Origin of the sequence: Aquitalea pelogenes, assembly GCF_041914625.1 — a bacterium.
Lineage (GTDB): Bacteria > Pseudomonadota > Gammaproteobacteria > Burkholderiales > Chromobacteriaceae > Aquitalea > Aquitalea pelogenes.
Genome location: NZ_JAYSDA010000031.1, coordinates 26652 through 46123 on the forward strand (window position 1 = coordinate 26652; position 19472 = coordinate 46123).

Here is a 19472-nt window from a genome sequence, read left to right on the forward strand (position 1 = left end):
GCAACCCAAGCTTGAGGACAATCCCATGAGTGAAACCATCCGCATCAGCATTGATGGCAAGGTGGTGGATGCCACACCCGGCAACTCCATCCTGCACACCCGCCTGGAAGGCGATTCGCCACTCACCGCCAATATCGGCTGCATGGGCCAGGGCGTGTGCGGTTCCTGCCGCTGCCTGGTCCGCAAGGCCGGTGAGCGCTCCGCCGAAACCCGTCTGGCCTGTGAAACCACGGTAGAGGACGGCATGCAGGTCAGCTTTATCGACTACTACCTGCCCGACCACGTCCACCACTACCGCCCGCATGATTTGCGTGATGGCTGGCAGGCCCTGCCCCAGCTGCAGCAAACCTTTCCGGAGCTCGCCCACTGCCGCCATTGCAGCGGCTGCGACCGCGCCTGCCCACGGCATATACCGGTTCAGCAAGGCATGGCACTGGCGGCCAGCGGCCAGTTGCAAGCCGCCGCCGCGCTGTTTGACGCCTGCATCATGTGCAATCTGTGTACGCTGGCCTGCCCGGAAAACATCCGGCCCAATCATGTCGGCCTTTACCTGCGCCGTGCCCAGGCCATCCAGAACCTGCGCCCGGGCGATCTGCTTCGCCGCCAGGAACAACAGGCCCGCGGCGAGCTGGCCATCAACACCCGCAGCGACACCCCCAGGAGCGAAGCATGAACAACGCCATTCCCTATGCACAAGCCCTGGCCAATCTGACCGCCCATGCCCAGCCACCGCTGCGCCCGGCCGACCTGTCGCGCAGCGCGTTGCTGGCGCAATACCACCCGGACAGCGACAGCAATGCCAGCACCTTGCTGCAAATCGGCCCCAGCCGCGGCCAACCCTGCCACCCGCAACTGGCCGCCTTGCTGCAAAGCAATGCACTGATCGATGGCTTTGACCTAGCCGGTGCCGAACAGCGCAGCACCGATGTACTGGTGATTGGTGGCGGCGGTGCCGGTGCGGCCGCCGCGCTGACCGCCGCGCGCAGCGGCGCGCAAGTGATGCTGGCCAGCAAACTGCGACTGGGCGACAGCAATACCGTCATGGCCGAAGGCGGCATCCAGGCTGCACTGGCGGCCAGCGACAGCCCGCAACAACACTTTGACGACGCCATGCGTGGCGGCCACAAATGTGCCAATCCGCAATTGCTGGCACAAATGGCCAGCGATGCACCCGGCGTCATCCGCTGGCTGATTGAGCTGGGCATGCATTTTGATCTGGAAGACCCGCTCAGCGACGGTGGCAAGCTGCGTTACAAGCAAGCCGGTGGCTGCAGTCAGCCACGCATCCTGTGCTACCGCGATTACACCGGGCTGGAGATGATGCGCGTGCTGCGCGAAACCGTGGAACTGGACCCGGCCATCACCCTGCTCAACCGCTGCCCGGTGGTGGAACTGCTGTCGCACGAGGACGGCAGCTGCGCCGGGGCCGTGTTGTACGACCTGGAATACCAGCGCTTCATGGTGGTATCCGCCCGGCAAACCATTCTGGCCACCGGAGGTTGCGGCCGGCTTCACCTGCAAGGCTTTCCCACCTCCAACCACTACGGCGCCACCGCCGACGGGCTGGTGCTGGCCTACCGGCTGGGTGCCGGCTTGCGTGACATGGATGCCTTCCAATACCACCCCACCGGCGTGGCCTGGCCGGCGCGACTACGTGGCGGGCTGATTTCCGAAGCTGCCCGCTCAGGCGGGGCCTTGCTGGTCAACGGTCTGGGCGAGCGTTTTGTCGAAGAACTGGCCCCACGCGACGTGGTAAGCGCTGCCATCCTGCGGGAATGCGCCGCCGGGCGCGGCATCGAACGCAATGGCCAGATCGGCGTGTTTCTGGACACCCGCACACTGGGGCCGGAACTGGCACAACGCCTGCCTGCCTTGCAGCACCTGGCCGACAAATGCGGCATCGACCCCAGCCGCGAGCCCATGCTGATCTACCCCACCCTGCACTACCAGAACGGCGGCGTCATCATCGACGGCAACGGCCAGACCGAAGTCCCCGGCCTGCTGTGCGCCGGTGAAATCACCGGCGGCATTCATGGCCGCAACCGGCTGATGGGCAATGCGCTGCTGGACATCCTGGCTTTTGGCCGTCGCGCCGGACGCCAGGCCGCCCGGCTGGCGCAAGCCGCTCGCCACAAGTCATCGCTTCCGCCCCTGCGCGGCGGCATCGAACACGTCTACCGCTGGCAGCGCCAGCTGGCACTGGCCGGGCTGGACGCCAGCGTGCAAGCCCCCTTGCTCTATCCGGGACAGGCCCGCCTCGCCCTGCATCGCCCCACCAGCCCGCGTGCCCAGGAGAAATGATCATGGAAAAACTCAATCAGGTACTACTCAACCCGGCAGTGCAGGTAGGCCCAAACCTTGACGCCTGGCTGCAGACAGGGGGCGGCCTTGGCCTGCAAGCGGCACTCAATGCCCGCAGCACCATCATCCGCCAGATTGCCGACGCCGACCTGCGCGGCATGGGCGGTGCCGGTTTCCCGGCCTGGCGCAAATGGGAAGCCACCGCCAATGCCGTGGGCGACAGCAAATACGTGGTGTGCAATGGCAACGAGGACGAACCGGGTACCTTCAAGGACCGCACCTTGCTGAGTGCATCGCCCCATCAGGTAGTGGAAGGTGCGCTGATTGCCGCGCTGGCCGTGCGCGCCGCCTGCGTCATCTTCTACATCAACCCGCATCAGGGCCAAAGCATGCAGCACATGCAACTGGCAGTCAGCCAATGGCAACACAGCGCCCTGTTGCAACAGCTGGAGCAGGCCCTGGGCCACCCGCTGGAAATCAAGGTGGTGGCCAGTTCCGGCCGCTACATCGGCGGCGAGGAAACCGCCGTGGTGGCGTCGCTGGAAGCCGGCTTCCCCTTCCCGCGCAAGAAGCCGCCCTTCCCGGCAGAACAAGGCATCAACGGCCAGCCCACGCTGATCAACAATGTGGAAACCCTGGCCAATGTCAGCCACATCCTGCGCCATGGTGCCGACTGGTACCGCGCACTGGGCGTAGGCAAGGCCAGCGGCACCAAGCTGTACTCGCTGTCCGGCGACGTACTGCGCCCCGGCCTGTACGAGCTACCCATGGGCAGCAGCCTGCAGGAACTGGTGTTCCATTACGGCGGCGGCATGCTGCAGGGCAAGGCCTTCAAGGCGGTGTTTACCGGCGGGCCGTCCAACACCCTGCTCACCGCGCGCGACCTGGACGTGGCACTGGATTTCGACTCGGTATGGCTGCGCCATTCGCGGCTGGGCACCGGGGCGATGATTGTCATCTCCGAAGGCAGCAGCATCATCCGCAAGGTGGCGGAATACATCGACTTCTTTGCCAAGGGCTCCTGCGGCCAGTACCCGTCCTGCAAATGCGGCACCTTCCAGCTGGCCCGCCTGCTGGACCGGGTGGACGGCGGCCGCCACAGCCCTGCCGACCTGGATGCACTGCAACACCTGTGCCAGATCCTGCCCGGCAGCGGCCGCTGCGGGCTGATAGACGGTGCTGTCACCGTGGTGAAAAGCTCGATGCACACCTTCCCGCAGGAATACGGCCTGACTGCACCGGCAGAGGCCTGAGCCGACCCAGCCTGAAGCCAGACACGCCGGCAGCCAGCCGCTGCCGGACCAACAACAGTAATGGAACAAGACCATGCGCCAAGCAAGCATCGCCGGCAGCACCCCGGCACTACGTTTTCTGCTGGATAACAAGGTGGATTTCAGCTGCCATGCCTACAGCTATGAAGAACACGGCGGCACCGCCACCCCGGCACGCGAACTGAAGGTGGACGAACACGCCGTCATCAAGACCCTGCTGTTTGAAGACCAGGACGGCCTGCCCCTGGTGGTGCTGATGCACGGCGACCGCAAGGTATCGTCCAAGGAACTGGCCCGCCAGCTGCCCTGCAAGAAAGTGCAGCCTTGCAAGCCGGACATTGCCAACCGCCACTCCGGCTATCTGGTGGGCGGTACCAGCCCCTTTGCCACCCGCACGCCCATGCCCGTTTACATGGAAGCCAGCATTCTCAATTTGCCCAGGGTGTACATCAACGGCGGCCGCCGCGGCCTGCAAGTGGCCATGTCCCCGCTGGACATCGGCCGCCTGCTGCAAGCCCGCTGCGTGGAAGTGGCGCTGGAGAAATAACACCAACCATAACAGCAGCAATTGGTACGCTTGCGTTTATCTCGATGCTGGCGTACCACCTGCCGAGCAGCCGGATGGCATCAGAAGACAAACCACTTTAGCCCCAGCGTGAAAGAACTGCGCAGCAACCAGCCAAACTCCTGAGTCGCCCCGCCTAGACTACGGCTGGCATGGACAAATCCGCTCAGGTAGCGATTGAGGCTTTTTTCATAATATGCGGCGATATTGACACTGTGATCATCCAGATTGCGGGTCAGCTCCAGTCGCCAGAATTGATTGCTGTCCTGCACATTACTATTCAAACCAAGCCAAAGATAATTTCTCCCCCACAAACCGGCATCATCCGCAGCAGCCATTGCCAGCCCGCCCTTTGCACGCTGATCCAGTATTTGCCGGCCATTCATCCGTCCCCAGTCGCTATGTCCATGCAGATACTCGGCGGTCAGTACCTGACCGCCCATAAAGGTATAAGACAGACCCAGCAACTGACTGGACATCTCACCCTGCGGCCTGCTCATGCGCCCTGCTTCGGCATATACCAGCCATGCGTCGCCGACTGAACGCTGCATGAAACCGCCAACAAAGCTGATATTCGACGCAGTCGCAAACTGTTTTGCCAGATTAATGCTCAGCAGGCTGTCTGTGGTCTGATAATCCAGTTTCAGCTGAGACATATTCTGGTAATTCAGCGTATCGTCCACCGCCGACGATGCATAAACATAAGCCAGCGTTGCTGTCAGTGCATCCATCGCATAGCTGTAGCGCAGCATATCCAACCCGGAGAGCAGGCTTAACGGGTCAGTCTTGCCTGCATCAAAATATACCGGGCTGCTGGGAGAGCGAAAGGTAGCAGGCCCCCAGGTAAATACCTCGCGGCCCAGCAAGAAGGTATTTGCCCCACCATTCCAACGCCAGAATGCCTGATCCAGCTTGATATCCGTCGCATCGTAGCTTGCAGCACGTCCTGGATAAGCAGCTGTATCATGTTCGAATACTCTCTCCTGCCAGCGCAGCCTGGGCTGTAACAGCAACGCTTGCTGCCCATCATCCACACGCCACTTGCCACGCATATCCGCCACCGACCACTGCCGAGGATAATTGACCAGCCTGTTATCCGGGTTATAAAACCCATCATGCCGAACCGTCGACCCGCTGGTATAAAACAGGTTTTCCAGAGAATACGAAAACGATGGCGCAGCTTCAGGCTCCGCTACCGGCACATCCAGTTCTGTTGCACGGGACAGTGTGGATGACAAACCAAGCGTCAGCAGGATAAGAAAAATATGAAGTAATGTCATTGCAAATTCATGACATTGAACATGGCTGGAGGAATGGATTGAATCTTGACATTCTTGTAAACCAAGGTGGTATTGGCATCAGTCAATGCATCTTTAATGATCATTTCATCGACAAATGGAATTACCTTTCCGTTAACCTTGATTTTGTTCTGATAAGAGAAGGTTGCCGACTTCAATGGTTTGCCGCCCAAAGATAAAAATACGGCACGCACTGCCAGACCGGTATCCTTGGCAATCCAGTAATCAATCCGGGCATAAGTCGATTGCGCATTGACGGATTTCAAATCAAGCCGATAACAGGGCTTACCTGTACACTCTTCAATTCCGACGAGGTTTGCCGCGTAATCCTTGGCATAGTTTGTCGCCGCGACATCGCCAATAGCGGCCTGACCGGTAAAACGCTGCCTTGGTGAAATGGCGACCGGTTTTTTCAAGCCAGGCTTGCTTAACCACATATTGCGTTCTACTTGCAACATTTTGGAGGCTTTGACATTTTCAGGATAAGTCACCTCCACCAGGCTGGCATTCTGATTGGCCTTGACAATCATTTTCTGATCGGTCTGCTTGTCCATGCCGCTGCCAGTGATATGCGTGCTTACTTCCCAGCTCAGGCCTGCGATATCCCCGCCACCGCGGGCCAGGTCCGACCCTTTTAGCAGGGCTGGCACATCAATCGGCTCGGAGATGGCAGCCATGCCTGACTGTGCATATGCAGCCAATATAAAACAGAATGCCATTTGATATTTTTTCATTACACATGCCCTAGTGATTCGACAATTGAACGATAAGCAGCTTTATAGGCGGGCAGCAACGCGGCGAATAATGCAAGCAAGGTAATGGCACCAGCAGCAACTGCACTTCTAAGCCAATCCACCCCGATATACAAAGGCACCGCCACGGTATTGGCTGGTGGAACATAAGTAATGCCTGATCCATTTACCCCGGCACGCACCATTACCATCAGCACGGCGCCCAGTAACAGACCAAGAAACACCAGAATAAAAGCCTCGTACATGAAAAGGGTGATCACGCCGTGCCGCCGCACACCAATGGCACGTAATGTCCCGATTTCCCTTGTTCTTTCCACGACAGACATGGTGACCGAATTGGCGATGGATAGCACCACGATCGCCACCACCACACACAGGATCAAGGTAAAAATCATGTCGTACATTGTCTTTACCTGCCGATAAAATACCGACATTTCCTGCCATGTCCTTACTTGCAGCTGCAACCCGGCAGCCTTGAACCTGCTTTCAAGCCGCGCTTTCAGGGCATTCATATAGGCAGCGTCAGGCGGAATACTTTCAAATGCCCAGCGAAATACATCCATTTTTGCTTCGTCATTTACCTCGGGCAGCAACACGGTCAGATAATCAGCCCGGCCGGCAGCGTCCAGCAATGTCTGCGCCATGGCCAAGGGCAGGGTAACTGCCTTGTCATTCGTGGCAATATTGCCGGTATTGACGATTCCGATTACATCCAGGTCCAGCGCATTGGCCTGTCCATTAACGGTACTGACCAGGATGGATGCAAAATTGTTGACTTTCAGCCCCAGCATGCTTGCCAAGCCCTCGGCCACCACCCCGCCCATCGGTTTGTCATTATCCAGCATGCCATGTCGGGTTTTGAATGGCCCAAGTAAGCGGTGCTGATCTTCCGGCGTAATACCATTGGCTATAAAAATGCTGCTATTCACTCCATTGGAGAGCAAACCCGCCAACTGCAGACGTGGTATTACATCCGCTTTGGGGAGTGCATCTTGTACAATCTGCCGTACCTTGTTTACCTCGTCCGGGGTAAACAAGTATTTGCCAGGATCCAGCTTGCCTTTGACTTCCCAATCCAGCCGATTCAAAACCAGATGGCCCACGCCCTCGGCATAAATGGCGGTATTACCCAAACCGGCATAAATGGCATGGGTATAGCCTGCAAAAATGGCAATGGCGGCAAAGCCGAAGGTCAAACTACTGATTGTCACCATGCTGCGACGTCGATTGCGCCATAAATTGCGCCATGCCAGGCCCACAAGTTTCATTGCACTCCCCCCTTGCACATTCTGCCCCATCACGAGTCTGAAACCACGCCATCCACCAACCTTAATTTTCGTGATACACGATCAAGCAAACGTGGATCATGGGTGGTGAAAATACAGCTGGTTTTCATTTCAAGATTGATGGATTCAATCAGATTGATCACTTCGTGACTGGTATTGGAATCCAGATTGGCAGTGGGCTCGTCCGCAATCAACAGCAATGGGTCGGCCACCAATGCCCTGGCAATGGCAACACGTTGTTTCTGTCCACCGGAAAGATGATCCGGCCTGAGTGTGCAAAATGCCATCAGGCCCAGTTTGTCGAGAATACCTAGCGCTTTTTCTTTGGCTGGCCGAACTGGCATGCCTTGCACCTGCAAGGGCAGCATGACATGCTCAAGTGCAGTGAGTACCGGCAGTAAATTAAAATTCTGAAATACAAATCCAATCTTGCGACTACGCCAATCGGACAAATCATTATCAGACAAGGCTTCTATCTGACGGCCATCAAAGGTCAATATTCCTGCCGTGGGCGTATCTATCAATCCAAGAATATTAAGCAAGGTGGATTTGCCACTGCCTGACGGCCCCCAGATCACCATGTAGTCGCCACGCTCTATTTGTAAATCAACCCCCCGCAGAGCACGGATATGCTGACTGCCAACCCGGTATTCTTTTTCAACACCTTCGAGCTTGAATAATGGAATATCACTAGCCATATCTGCCTTTCGCCATACAGGCCCTTCCCTTCACCAAGCAAACGCGCTTGAGCGGTGAGCGGAATCAGGCATTGCCTGCCCACGCAAGCAATGCCAACCCGGTTCTATCCAACCCTGCGGTCACTCTATTTGACGTGGGCAGGACCGTCTGTCGTGGTTTCTTCGGTCTGGGCCTGGGCTTGTGCATTGCGCAGACCTTGCCTGGCCTTTTCTGCCTCCACCATGCGTGGTAGCAAACGAGCTGCCAATGCAGCCAGGCCGCCACCGCGATTGAATTCCAGCACAGACAATTCCACCCCGAGCACGGTGGTCAAACTAAGGTTCAACTCGACCGCCATCAGGGAGTCCATGCCCAATTCCGACAAGGGCGTGTGAATGTCTATGCTGTCGGCAGCAATCCCCATGACCGACGAAATATGCTTGATAAGGACTGCAATCAAGGCGTCGACTCTTTCTCCATCAGGTAGCGCCATGATTTCCTTGAGCACGGCATTGCTGCTTCCCATTCCGGCAGCTGCCTTGTTGACGATGTCTGCAAACCGGGTCGTGCCAGCTGAAGCGCCATAAGCCTGTCCCCACACGCCCCAGTCCACCTTGCAGATCATGGCATGCCCGACACCGCTGGCAATGACGTAGTCCATGTAGTCTGTCGCATGGTCCATATCAATCAGATGCAGTCCCATCATGGCCAGATAGCGTGCAACTTCGTCCGAGGCTTCGGCCATGCCTCCACCACCCAGTGCTCCCCAGTTAATGGCGGTCACCGCTTGCCCCTGGGCTTTCAGATAATCGGCAAGACTATCCAGCATGGTATTGGCCGCGGCATACGATGTTTGTGGCACGGTTCCATTGATGGCAGTTATCGAGGAATACAATACGAAGTAATCCAGACTGATTTTTTCTGCCTGTATTGCACGGTGCAAATTGATGGCGCCCAAGGCTTTTGGTGCCAGCACATGACGCATGACCTGCTCGGTCAAGCCACTGAACGGACCGTCCTGTACCACGCCCGCCGCATGAAACACACCGCGTATCGGTGGCAATTGCCGCCCGCTGGTTGCCATCCAGCTGGATAGCTGGTCCAGATTGGCAATATCCAGCCTGGCAGTCACTACATTCACACCTGCGGCCTCCAGTGCGGCCAATGCCGTCTTTTGCTGGCGGGTGACAGCACCGCTGCGCCCCATCAGCACCAGGTGCCGGGCTCCTTTTCTCATCAGCCAACGTGCGGTGGCCAGTCCAAAGGCACCAAAGCCGCCGGTAATCAGGTAACTGGCATCCGGGTGTATTTCTGTTGCAGGAATTTGCGGTTTGATCAAAACATCGGCATCGCGAAAATCAAGCATGACCCGGCCAATATGACTTGAGCGCTGCACCATGTGGAAGGCTTCATCCATGCGTGACAATGGCAGCAAATGCGTGGGTAAGGGCTGGTATTTTTCCGAACGGATCATGGCCACGATCTCGTCCTGCAACTGCCTGACCAGTTCGGGCGCACTCGCACTCATCCTGTCGATATCAACCGAAATGAAGGACAGATTCTTCTCGAATGGCGACAGCGATAACTGGCGGGAAGTGAAAATATCCAGCTTGCCTATTTCCACCACACGGCCAAACTCTGCAGCCACTTTCAGATTGGCGGCAATCACTTCGCCTGGTGCGCTACTGATGATGACATCGGCCCCATGCCCGTCCGTCAGGGCTATGATTTCATCAACAAAATTCAGGGTGCGGGAATCAAAGACCTGCTCTGCGCCCATGGCCTTCACCATTTCCCGGCGCTCCGCCGTGCTGGCTGTGGCAAACACTCTTGCACCCGCAGCCTTGGCGGCCATGATGCTGGCCATGCCAACACCGCCAGCCGCACCATGGACCAGGACAATTTCTCCGGCCTGCACCCTGGCAGCGTGGAAAATGCTGTACTGGGCCGTCAACAAGGGCACCATGGCACTGAAAGCGGTAATGGGAATGGCAGGGTCCCTGCTGACAAAAAATCCATTATCAAGCCGGGTGGTGACATAGCGCTGCGCCATGCCCTTGCAGCCAAAAATCAAGGCATCCCCAACCCGGACATCATGCACATCCCGCCCAACCCGGCTGACCACACCGACGCCACTCATGCCCACCGCAGTACCAAAATAGGTTGAGCCAAGTTCTTTTTCGCCCAGCAGCCCAATCGCCTTCATGGCGTCCTTGTAATTCAACTCCAGCGCATCCAGCCTTAATTCAATCTCGCCGGATTGCGGTGCCTGGCGTGGAGTGGCCCTGAGTGCAAGGTCGCTCAGCAACCTGGAAGCCGGAAATTCAATGGCAAAGTTTGCCTCCGGATCACGCAACGGCTGTGCTTCTTCCAGCTGCGCCTTATGATCGGCAAAATTCTGTTTCAGTCGCTGCACATACGCCACGCCATCACGCATCATCACTTCATCTGCTTCTGGCGCACGCATTTCCAAGCGCACCAGCAGGTCATGCAAGGCGGTGAAACCGGGGAGACGGTCATAATCCAGCAAGCGCCAGCGCAAGGCTGAATACTCATTGCGCAATACCCGGCGCACCCCCAGCAATGGAGACTGATTCAGGCATGGCACCTGATCATTGCTGATTGCCAGCGCATTACTGGTAACAAGCACTCCGCGAACCTGTGGCACGGTGCCGTGGGTATCCTCTTGGGCAGCCAGGACTTCCTGGGTGGCAATGGCCGCGCCCACCAGTGCCGCCATTGCCGTAAGCGCCCGATCCATGTCAAACGGGTTCGGGTCAATGCGGTCATCTACATGTCTTGTATGGCTGGCTTCTCCGTCCCCGGTGGAGCAGATCAGTACGGTAATGGGCATGCCCTGAACCTCCCTCAACAGTGCATGCAGTTGCGGGGCCAGCAAATCAGCGGCTTTTGCCGGTTCCTGCTCGGCCAAGCGCACATAGCGCATGGGCATGGCGCTGGTTTCTTGCTGTGCCCAATGGCTACGGTCCTGCCCCGTATCCACAATCAGATAAGCCATACGGGCCGGGGCTGCTGCCTCCTCGTCCGGCTCGCCGGGCGGATCCAGCGTCAGGGGTTCGGACAGCAGTTGATACCAAAGGGGTTCCAGCTCGTTGGCAATGGATTGACGGGGAGAAATCGGGCGGAACTGCACCCGTGACAACTCCAGCACGCTGTCCCCATCCGTTGTCGCCAGCAGGATGTCGGCCACCATGTCGGATTCGTCATGCCGCGGGGTCAGCCTGGTGACCAATACCTGCACACTGGACGGCAAGGACCCGAACTGGCGGACCGATTGCACGGCTGCAGGCACCACCGGGCCACTGGCCTTTTCGCTCGCCAGCAAGGCCCAGGCGGCCATGCATTGCAAAGCACAGTCCACCACGGCGGGATGGGCCTGGTGACGATCTGACGCAATACCATCCAGACGGGCCAGAATGGTGTTCTCGCCAACCTCGGCTTGCACGATGCGGCGGAAAGCAGTGCCATAATGCAGGCCGATTTGCTCCAGGCGTGCATATAGCTCCTCGCCGCTGACGGTAAGGCGCTCTTCCTGTGCCAGCATGTCTGCCTGTGTATGCAATACCCGGTTTGGCGCATAAGCGGACTGGACGATTCTGCCCCTTGCCCGTAGCGCCCAGCCGGCTTCGTCATCATTGCGGCTGCGAATGAAGAAAGCACCAATGCTCTCATCCACCGACAGGCGCAGCATGGGTGCTTCGTGCGCGGCGATGACCAGCGGAGAAATGAATGCAACATCCTCCAGCACCACCTGTTCAGCACCTTGCAGCTGGGCTGCTGCAGCCAGTGCTGCATCAAGATAAGCAGCACCAGGCAGCAAGGTAGCGCCCGCCACCACATGGTCGTGCAGCCATGGCAAGGCACCGACACTCAGATCGCACTCCCACTCCGGCGAACTGGACTCCCTACGGAAACCCGGCAATACCTTCTTGTCGACATCTCCCAGACGGTCGCGACGCATCAGTGCTTCCTCGTTCCACAAATGCACGCGCTGGAACTGGTGACACGGCAAATCCTGCTGGCTGACAGCCCCGGTGATACCTCCCGGCGGCAGTGCTCCGTCCAGCGCACCCATGGTGTAGAGTTCAGCCAGCGCCTGACGGATGCAGTCGACATCTGGCTGCTCACGACGCAGGGTAGAAACACAGCGACCGGTTTCCCCTTTGCTGGCAATGACTTGCAATACATTGCTGCTCAGGGTTGGGTGCGGCCCCAGCTCCAGAAACGCCTGATAACCATCGGCCAATAAAGAGGCAACCGCGTCAGCAAAATAAACCGGCTGCCGGACATTGCTGAGCCAGTAGCTTGCGTCCCACAGGCTTTCCGGCCCGACTTGCCGGCCCGTGACCGTAGAATAAAGCGCAATGGACGGCTGGCGAGGTTGAATATCGGCCAGTACCGTGGCCAGCTCCTCCAGAATGGGCTCCATCAGGAAGCTGTGATATGGCACCTCGACACGGAGCATGCGGTTGAACACTTGTTCCTGATTCAGCGCTTCGGCCAGATCAAGCAACTGGACGGTGTTACCCGCCAACGTCACCCCGGCCGGGCTGTTGATGGCAGCTATTTCAACGCCAGCCATACCCTGCAAGCGTTCGCGAGCAGCCGCCTCGGACATGCCCACAGCCAGCATGCTGCCAGTTCCTGCCATGCGGCCTTGCAGTCTGGAACGGTGATAGGAAACCTTGACCGCATCTTGCAGGCTCAGCATGCCGGACAAATACGCGGCACTCACCTCACCCACGCTATGCCCCACAATCGCTGCCGGCCGCACGCCCAGGGTTTCCAGCTCTGCTGCCAACGCTATTTGCAGCAGGAAGTTTGCCGGCTGGGCCACTTCGGTACGCGCCATTTTCGAATGTGACTCATCTGTCATCAAGGCATCGATGATGGACCAGCCAGCCAACGGCCTGAAAATGGCATCAATTTCCCTAGCCACCTCGGCAAAGCGTCCTTCAGCCCGGCATAAATCCCGTGCCATGCCCCACCACTGCGGCCCCATGCCACTGAAAACAAATACCAGCTGCTTGCCGTTTGGCAATACACGGGCAGCTGCCTTGCCACTACCAGCCTGCACTTCCTCCAGCCGGTTCAGCAGATCTTGCTTGTCTTGATATGGCAGTGCGTAGCGCAAGGGCTGATGAACACGGCGCAGCCAGACTGCATCGGCCAGCGCATCAAGCGCTGCCGTGCCGTCCAAGGTGCTGACTTGTTCTGCCAGTTCCTTGGCAAAGGTACGCACCCCTTCTTCATTGCGGCCGGATACCGGGAAAATACGTGCGGAATCCGCCCTCGGCCTCTGGCTGTCATCTGCGGCAGTGACTGGCGGAGCCGCCACCAGCACGGCATAGGCATTGCTGCCGCCATAACCAAAACCGTTCACACTGGCAGCAGGCAAGGCGTAGTCATCCGGGAACGGCTCTAGCTGCTGCGGCACGCTAATCCGGTAATCGTCGAAGGGAATGGCCGGATTCAGCTCATTCAGCCATGCTTGCGGAACAATGGTGCGGTGATGGAGGATCAACGCCGTCTTGATGACACTGGCCACTCCGGCTGCGGCTTCGGTATGGCCGATGGAGGCCTTGATGGAGCCCACGCGCAATGTATTTTTGCGCCCCGGCACAGCGCCCAGCACTTTGCCAATGGATGCCAGTTCCAGCGGGTCGCCGATTGCCGTGCCAGTACCATGGGCTTCCACATAGCCGATATCCTCCGGGGCCACCCCGGAGCGGGCTGTCACTTCCTGCATCAACGCGGCCTGAGCCTGCGGATTGGGAACGGTAATGCCGGGGGTACGGCCATCCTGATTGGAACCTGTCGCCCGGATGACGGCATAAACACGATCACCCTGTGCCTGCGCCTGATCCAGCCTGCGCAATATGATGACGCCGGCTCCCTCACCCCGGGCATAACCATCAGCGTCTTTATCAAAGGTTTTGCAGCGCCCGTCAGCCGCCAGAAAATGGCCCTTGCACATGGAGATGAAGGTTTCGGGGCGAATCATGGCATTCACCCCACCGACAATGGCCATTTCAATTTCGCCTCGTTGCAAGGCAGATACCGCTTCATGCAATGCCACCAGCGAAGAAGAGCAGGCCGTATCTATTGTCATGCTGGGGCCACGCAAATCAAACACATAGGAAATACGGTTGGAAAGCATGGTGTAGGTGCTGCTGGTGGGCGTGTGCATGGAAATGGAATGCCGGGCATATTTGGAATGCCGGGCCGCCATATTGTCAGCAGTGAACCCGCCGATATAAACACCAACCGTGCGCCCCGCCACACGACCGGCGTAGCCGGCATCATCCAGCGCCTCTTGCGCCACCTCCAGCAGCAATCTTTGCTGCGGGTCCATAATGGCGGCCTCGCGCGGGGAAATGCCGAAGAACTCCGGGTCAAACTCTTCCAGCGAATCGTGCAGGAAGCCTGCTTTTTTTACATACATACGGCCGGGAATTTCCGGGTCAGGGTCGTAAAATCGTTCATTACTCCAGCGATCTGGCGGTGTTTCAACCATGCCATCCTGCTTGTTCAGCAACATATTCCATAGATCCGCCGGACTGCGCACACCGCCAGAGAATCGACATCCGATACCAACGATTGCAACCTCCATGACCCGTCCTTTCCTCATCGAAATATCAGCAAAACTTCAAAAATCATTCACTTTCAAAACACCTTCCAAACCGAAACTTGACAATTAGAAAGCTTTCCGATTCAAAGAACGTAACGCAGCAAACATACCCACCGCCCCCTAAACATGGCCTCCTCGCACATGAGAAAACCGGCACCGACATAAGCACGCAAGTGCTTTTTTTCACAAGTAGCCCATAGCACTTTAATACCCTGCTTCCTCAGAATTGCACTACAATCTCTGGCTACACGTGCCATCAATATTTCACGCCCTGCCATTATTTTATTGGCAAACAACGCCAATGCCTCTACTGCAATCCCAGGCTCGCGACCAACACGAAATCCCAGCCTCTCTAATTGCAGCTCATTTTGCATATCCATATTAATGGCAACGGCGGCCACCAATTCACTGTGCCAATCAGCCGCAACAATAATTTGATTCTGATAGGAAATTTTGGTCGCAATCCGCTTTGTAACGTGGTCGACCATCCAGACTCCATCTGCTTCGATCGGTGCAGACGAAAAAGCACAATACATTGCCTGCTCATACTGCAACAAACGTGACTGATCATTTAAATCCAGCAAACCCACTTCAAGAAGCGACATATCAATAACCCACAATAGTGTTGCAACAGTTGAATTGCCTTTCATCTCGCCAAAGCAAAACAGCACCCATTCAATACCATAAAAATTTTTCAGTCCACCATCCTAAAAGACAGATTAATCAACAAGTCCCAATCCACTTGATTAAAATCAAACAACCCGACACTCAAAAAGACCGCACAAAACAACATATTGTAATGAAAATCGACCCAAGCCCTATAAAAGGAAAAAACCACTCACAAATACCAATAAATCACCATCAGAAAAAAGCCAAAATAAATTAAGAAAATTATATTTCAAATTCAGCCTTGATATTTTTCAAACCACACTCACAAACAAATATGCACCTAAGAAATGCCTTAAAAAAGACTCGGCTAAGCAAATTTAAAACCATAAAAAATAAACAAACGAATGGATACGATCCACCTCATATCCATTCAAAAACACAACAGGAAATAAACAGTAAGGAACTCAAGGAGCAGTAGCCCAAACAGGCTGGAGGGAAACAGAAGAACAATTGCGGCAACAAGATGAGAGTGCCACATACCGCAAGCAGCTACGGGGGTGGCAGACAGGAAGGACTGCCGGGAGAGGAATCAATATGAAACAGCAAACCAGGCCTTGAGAATGCCGGGTTGCTGATTCGCTATTGCAGGCCACCGGGCTGCATCAGCCAAGGCACCGGAAATCGTGCATGAATTGGCCAGGCTTCAGCCCCGAAGAGACTCGGTGTAAAACAGCAGTAAAACCTATCTGTTTCGCGGTGAGCCCCCCAGAACATAACGGGAAACTGCGGCCACACACTGGGGCCGGACAGGCTGCATTAGCGGTAATGCAGCCTGCTTGCGGCACGGCCAAACAAAGCCATGACCAAGTCTCGCTCAGCGCACAGGCTGATGCCGGAAGCACCCGTGCGCCACAGAGAAGAAAAGCGGCAACGCAAGATCACAAGGTGCCGCTGTAAGCCTCCTCACCATGCAGGGACTGATCCAGCCCGGTTTCCTGCGTATGTTCGTCAATCAACACCGGCGTCATCTTGTTGATCAGCCACAGCATGCCGTAGGTAAAGCCAAAGGCCCACAAACCGGAAACCACCGCAGCCACCACCTGCTTCCACAGGAAATCCGGATTACCCATCAGCAAGCCGTCAACGCCCGCCGGATTCCAGGCCTTGCTGGCAAATACCCCCAGCAGCAATGTCCCCAGCAAGCCGCCCACCCCGTGCACGCCCCATACATCCAGCGCATCATCCCAGCCCAGGCGGTTTTTCAGCTGCACCGCGTAGTAACACACCACGGCGGCTATTACGCCGATGACTGCAGCCGTACCCAGCGACACATAGCCCGCCGCTGGCGTAATGGTGGCAAGGCCCGCCACCGCACCCGTCAGCAAGCCGATGAACTTGGGTTGACGGGCATGCGACCACTCCAGGAAAAACCAGGCCGTACCGGCAAACGAGGCGGCAACGTCGGTATTGAGAAAGGCCGATGCGGTGATGAAATCCACCCGCAGCTCGGACCCGGCATTGAAGCCATACCAGCCAAACCACAGCAAGCCGGTGCCAAGGGCAATCAAGGGCACGTTATGCGGCTTGTTCTCCACCACCGAACGCCGGCCCACATACAGTACCGAAGCCAGTGCGGCAAAACCGGCAGTGTTGTGCACCACGATGCCACCGGCAAAATCCAGCACGCCCCACTTGGCCAGCAGGCCGTCCGGGCTCCAGATCATGTGGACAAAGGGGAAGTAAACCAGCACCAGCCAGCCGGTAAGAAACAGGAAATACGCCTTCACCGTCACCCGGTTGGCAAAGGCACCGGTAATGAGCGCCGGGGTGATGATGGCAAACATCATCTGGTAGGCCACATGCACAATCAGCGGAATACCTGCGTCATTGCCGGTGTACATGGTGTTAAGGGTAACGCCATGCATGAAGGCGTAGTAAGTGGGGTCGCCGACAATGCCATGCCAGCTTGGCCCGAAGCACATGGAATACCCGAAGGCAAACCACAGCACCGTGGTCCAGCCCAGCGACATGAAGCTCTGGGCCATGATGGTCAGCACATTCTTGCGGCCCACCAGGCCACCGTAAAAGAAAGCCAGCCCGGGCGTCATCAGCATGACCAGGCTGGCACACAGCAGCATGAAGCCGGTATTGCCCACATTAAGAGGCGGTATTGGAGCAGTCATCGTTCACATCCTTATCCATAAATAATTAATTACTAATATTTTATGGATCGAATGCTGCGCTCAGGCGCGATAGCCCTGTTTGCTCCAGATCAAAAGAATGAGCAGGGACAGCAAGGATGGCAGCTGGCCATCACTTGCGCGGCCTGTAGCCTGTTGTCTTTGGCATTGCCTTGTCCGCACGGAGAGCTTGCCCTGCCCTCTGTCGTCAACAAAGCAGCCGAGGGATGGCATCACAGGCCACCCTCCGGCCAAAGTTGAGCGCTTAATCTTTTGCGGCACCTTGTTTTTTAGGCAGTTCCGGGTTCATGAAATCCCACTCTGCGGCGCTTGCCACATGGAAATCCAGCATTGGCCGGTATCGGGATGTTTCATTCAAGGTCCCGGCCTTGATACCCAGCACATCGGGAAGATGGCTGAACCTGGCAAACAGCTGGGAGCCACAATTGGGGCAAAAGCCACGGCTATGTGCATTTCCGCTGTCGGATGTGGAAACAAAATAACGGGGCTCACCGTGGATCACCACCTTGCTTGCCGGGAAAATCATCGCCGGAACATAGGCACTGCCAGATGTGCGTTGGCAATCCTTGCAGTGGCAATTACCGGCAAACAGCGGATCAACATCCACCGTGTAACTGATTTGGCCACACAGACACTGCCCTGTGTATTTGGAACTCATATGCGACTCCATGCAGATGGGGGTGGTGCACCAGCTGGATGCTGACATCAGCTTTTGGCTGCGGGCTGACATTCTAACACGATGTCATTTTCATCATCACACCGCGCAGCCCGTCAGGCTTCAAGTATGCCACTGTGCGCGGCCGGAGAATATTTCGGGAAAGTCAGGAGAAAACAGGCCACGCAAAAGAAAATGCCCGGTATTCTCCGGGCATTTTTAGTAGTGATAACGGCACTGCAAAACAATCAGCTGGCCAGCTTGTGGAAGGTAAACCAGGCGATGTTCTTTATTGATCCGACGCGACCAGTATCCGGTCAAGTCACCCCGTAATGGCTCCGGTTTGCCAAGGCCGGTAAACGGCGTTTTCAAGCATTCATCCAGTAGGATGTTGATGCGAGCCAATATCTTCACATCATTTTCTTGCCAGAAAAAATAATCTTCCCAGCCTTCTGGAGTAAATGAAATCGCTGCAAATTTAACGGCGGACTGTTTGTTGTTCTGCTTCGCTGACAAGTTCAATTTCCTTATTGATTAACTTGCCGGCTTTCAGGTTTGCTATGGAGGCACGTAGTCGATTAGCATTTTTTTCAGACCCCAGCAAATACATGGTTTCTTCCATGCTGTTGAAATCTTCCATGGACAGCATCACGACGTGCTGACCATTTACCCGCGTGATAACTACAGGCTCATGATCGTTGCAAACATCATCCATAACATTCTTAAACCCGGCGCGAGCTTCAGAGAATGTCAAAACGCGCATGCCACACTTCCCTTCTTCTGATTGCTGCTTAACATGCTTAGAAATTCCTTTTAGTTGTCTGCATTGGCGGACAGACATCAAAAAGCGTACAAGATCCTGTACGCAATAGCAAGGCACAGCTGGAGAGGCTCCATTCTTGTGTTGTGCCGGTGGTTTCAAACATCCTCAAGCAACCCGCAGGGTTATGAATGCAGGATTGAGTGTCGCTACCGCACGGCGTATAAGGCTCAAGGGTGGCTTGGGTTCGGTGGAAGTGATGTGAAAAGATAAAAGAATCCGGTTCTATCCGACCGGGCCGTAGATTCGAATCCCACGGCTTTTAAAGATGGCGAGTACAAACCCGACGCGGTCCGGGTCCCGTCAGCGCGAGCCGCCGCAGACGTGCTGCTCAGGGTCTTAAGCGGTCGGCTGTCCGCAGCGGCGCGACGGTAGCGCGCCGCA

The 19472-nt window shown here is 56.5% G+C and carries 14 protein-coding genes; 4 read left to right on the forward strand and 10 right to left on the reverse strand.

The annotated features are described in order from the left end of the window. The first annotated feature begins 25 nt into the window (after positions 1-25). The 4 genes from ACE3SE_RS19150 to ACE3SE_RS19165 all read left to right on the forward strand — a co-directional run bounded on the left by ACE3SE_RS19150 (position 26) and on the right by ACE3SE_RS19165 (position 4119). Positions 26-673, forward strand: coding sequence for a 4Fe-4S dicluster domain-containing protein (locus ACE3SE_RS19150; protein WP_374557533.1), 648 nt, complete (start codon positions 26-28; stop codon positions 671-673). Then, entirely contained in the window at positions 670-2301 is a 1632-nt protein-coding gene (locus tag ACE3SE_RS19155; protein ID WP_374557535.1) for an FAD-dependent oxidoreductase, read from the forward strand. Before ACE3SE_RS19150 ends, ACE3SE_RS19155 begins: the two co-directional genes overlap by 4 nt. Before the next feature lie 2 nt (positions 2302-2303). Further along, positions 2304-3554, forward strand: coding sequence for a complex I 51 kDa subunit family protein (locus ACE3SE_RS19160; RefSeq protein ID WP_374557537.1), 1251 nt, complete (start codon positions 2304-2306; stop codon positions 3552-3554). 73 nt (positions 3555-3627) lie between these two features. Further along, positions 3628-4119 carry an aminoacyl-tRNA deacylase gene (locus ACE3SE_RS19165; protein ID WP_374557539.1) on the forward strand — a complete coding sequence of 164 codons (492 nt, stop codon included), beginning with the start codon at positions 3628-3630 and terminating at the stop codon, positions 4117-4119. 80 nt (positions 4120-4199) lie between these two features. Here the strand turns inward: ACE3SE_RS19165 and ACE3SE_RS19170 are convergent, their stop codons facing one another. From ACE3SE_RS19170 to ACE3SE_RS19215, 10 genes are all read right to left on the reverse strand, one after another. Further along, positions 4200-5417 (reverse strand): hypothetical protein, encoded by a 1218-nt coding sequence (locus ACE3SE_RS19170; protein ID WP_374557541.1) that lies wholly within the window; start codon positions 5415-5417, stop codon positions 4200-4202. Next, complete coding sequence (locus ACE3SE_RS19175; RefSeq protein ID WP_374557543.1) at positions 5414-6169, reverse strand: outer membrane lipoprotein-sorting protein; 756 nt, start codon at positions 6167-6169, stop codon at positions 5414-5416. The genes ACE3SE_RS19170 and ACE3SE_RS19175 overlap by 4 nt, the downstream gene beginning before the upstream one ends. After that, positions 6169-7455, reverse strand: a complete 1287-nt coding sequence (locus ACE3SE_RS19180) for an ABC transporter permease (protein WP_374557545.1) — start codon at positions 7453-7455, stop codon at positions 6169-6171. The genes ACE3SE_RS19175 and ACE3SE_RS19180 overlap by 1 nt, the downstream gene beginning before the upstream one ends. Positions 7456-7484: 29 nt before the next feature. Continuing rightward, on the reverse strand, positions 7485-8171 hold the full coding sequence (locus ACE3SE_RS19185; RefSeq protein ID WP_374557547.1) for an ABC transporter ATP-binding protein: 687 nt from the start codon (positions 8169-8171) through the stop codon (positions 7485-7487). Between the two features lie 125 nt (positions 8172-8296). Continuing rightward, the gene (locus ACE3SE_RS19190) at positions 8297-14785 is read right to left on the reverse strand and encodes a type I polyketide synthase (RefSeq protein ID WP_374557549.1); all 6489 of its coding nucleotides are present in this window, start codon (positions 14783-14785) and stop codon (positions 8297-8299) included. Between the two features lie 101 nt (positions 14786-14886). Beyond that, complete coding sequence (locus ACE3SE_RS19195) at positions 14887-15453, reverse strand: hypothetical protein (protein ID WP_374557551.1); 567 nt, start codon at positions 15451-15453, stop codon at positions 14887-14889. Positions 15454-16350: 897 nt separating this feature from the next. After that, complete coding sequence (locus ACE3SE_RS19200) at positions 16351-17595, reverse strand: ammonium transporter (protein WP_374557553.1); 1245 nt, start codon at positions 17593-17595, stop codon at positions 16351-16353. 262 nt (positions 17596-17857) lie between these two features. Continuing rightward, on the reverse strand, positions 17858-18271 hold the full coding sequence (locus ACE3SE_RS19205; RefSeq protein WP_374557555.1) for a GFA family protein: 414 nt from the start codon (positions 18269-18271) through the stop codon (positions 17858-17860). 216 nt (positions 18272-18487) lie between these two features. Then, entirely contained in the window at positions 18488-18784 is a 297-nt protein-coding gene (locus ACE3SE_RS19210) for a Txe/YoeB family addiction module toxin (protein ID WP_374557557.1), read from the reverse strand. Continuing rightward, positions 18747-19031 carry a type II toxin-antitoxin system Phd/YefM family antitoxin gene (locus ACE3SE_RS19215; protein ID WP_199103055.1) on the reverse strand — a complete coding sequence of 95 codons (285 nt, stop codon included), beginning with the start codon at positions 19029-19031 and terminating at the stop codon, positions 18747-18749. The genes ACE3SE_RS19210 and ACE3SE_RS19215 overlap by 38 nt, the downstream gene beginning before the upstream one ends. Positions 19032-19472 lie beyond the last annotated feature (441 nt).

What these genes read in the sequence shown, in the direction of transcription:
- ACE3SE_RS19190 (WP_374557549.1), bottom strand. Translation starts at nt 14,785, where the DNA reads ATGGAGGTTGCAATCGTTGGTATCGGATGTCGATTCTCTGGCGGTGTG.
- ACE3SE_RS19195 (WP_374557551.1), bottom strand. Translation starts at nt 15,453, where the DNA reads ATGAAAGGCAATTCAACTGTTGCAACACTATTGTGGGTTATTGATATG.
- ACE3SE_RS19150 (WP_374557533.1), top strand. Translation starts at nt 26, where the DNA reads ATGAGTGAAACCATCCGCATCAGCATTGATGGCAAGGTGGTGGATGCC.
- ACE3SE_RS19165 (WP_374557539.1), top strand. Translation starts at nt 3,628, where the DNA reads ATGCGCCAAGCAAGCATCGCCGGCAGCACCCCGGCACTACGTTTTCTG.
- ACE3SE_RS19160 (WP_374557537.1), top strand. Translation starts at nt 2,304, where the DNA reads ATGGAAAAACTCAATCAGGTACTACTCAACCCGGCAGTGCAGGTAGGC.
- ACE3SE_RS19175 (WP_374557543.1), bottom strand. Translation starts at nt 6,169, where the DNA reads ATGAAAAAATATCAAATGGCATTCTGTTTTATATTGGCTGCATATGCA.
- ACE3SE_RS19185 (WP_374557547.1), bottom strand. Translation starts at nt 8,171, where the DNA reads ATGGCTAGTGATATTCCATTATTCAAGCTCGAAGGTGTTGAAAAAGAA.
- ACE3SE_RS19200 (WP_374557553.1), bottom strand. Translation starts at nt 17,595, where the DNA reads ATGACTGCTCCAATACCGCCTCTTAATGTGGGCAATACCGGCTTCATG.
- ACE3SE_RS19205 (WP_374557555.1), bottom strand. Translation starts at nt 18,271, where the DNA reads ATGAGTTCCAAATACACAGGGCAGTGTCTGTGTGGCCAAATCAGTTAC.
- ACE3SE_RS19155 (WP_374557535.1), top strand. Translation starts at nt 670, where the DNA reads ATGAACAACGCCATTCCCTATGCACAAGCCCTGGCCAATCTGACCGCC.
- ACE3SE_RS19180 (WP_374557545.1), bottom strand. Translation starts at nt 7,455, where the DNA reads ATGAAACTTGTGGGCCTGGCATGGCGCAATTTATGGCGCAATCGACGT.
- ACE3SE_RS19170 (WP_374557541.1), bottom strand. Translation starts at nt 5,417, where the DNA reads ATGACATTACTTCATATTTTTCTTATCCTGCTGACGCTTGGTTTGTCA.
- ACE3SE_RS19215 (WP_199103055.1), bottom strand. Translation starts at nt 19,031, where the DNA reads ATGCGCGTTTTGACATTCTCTGAAGCTCGCGCCGGGTTTAAGAATGTT.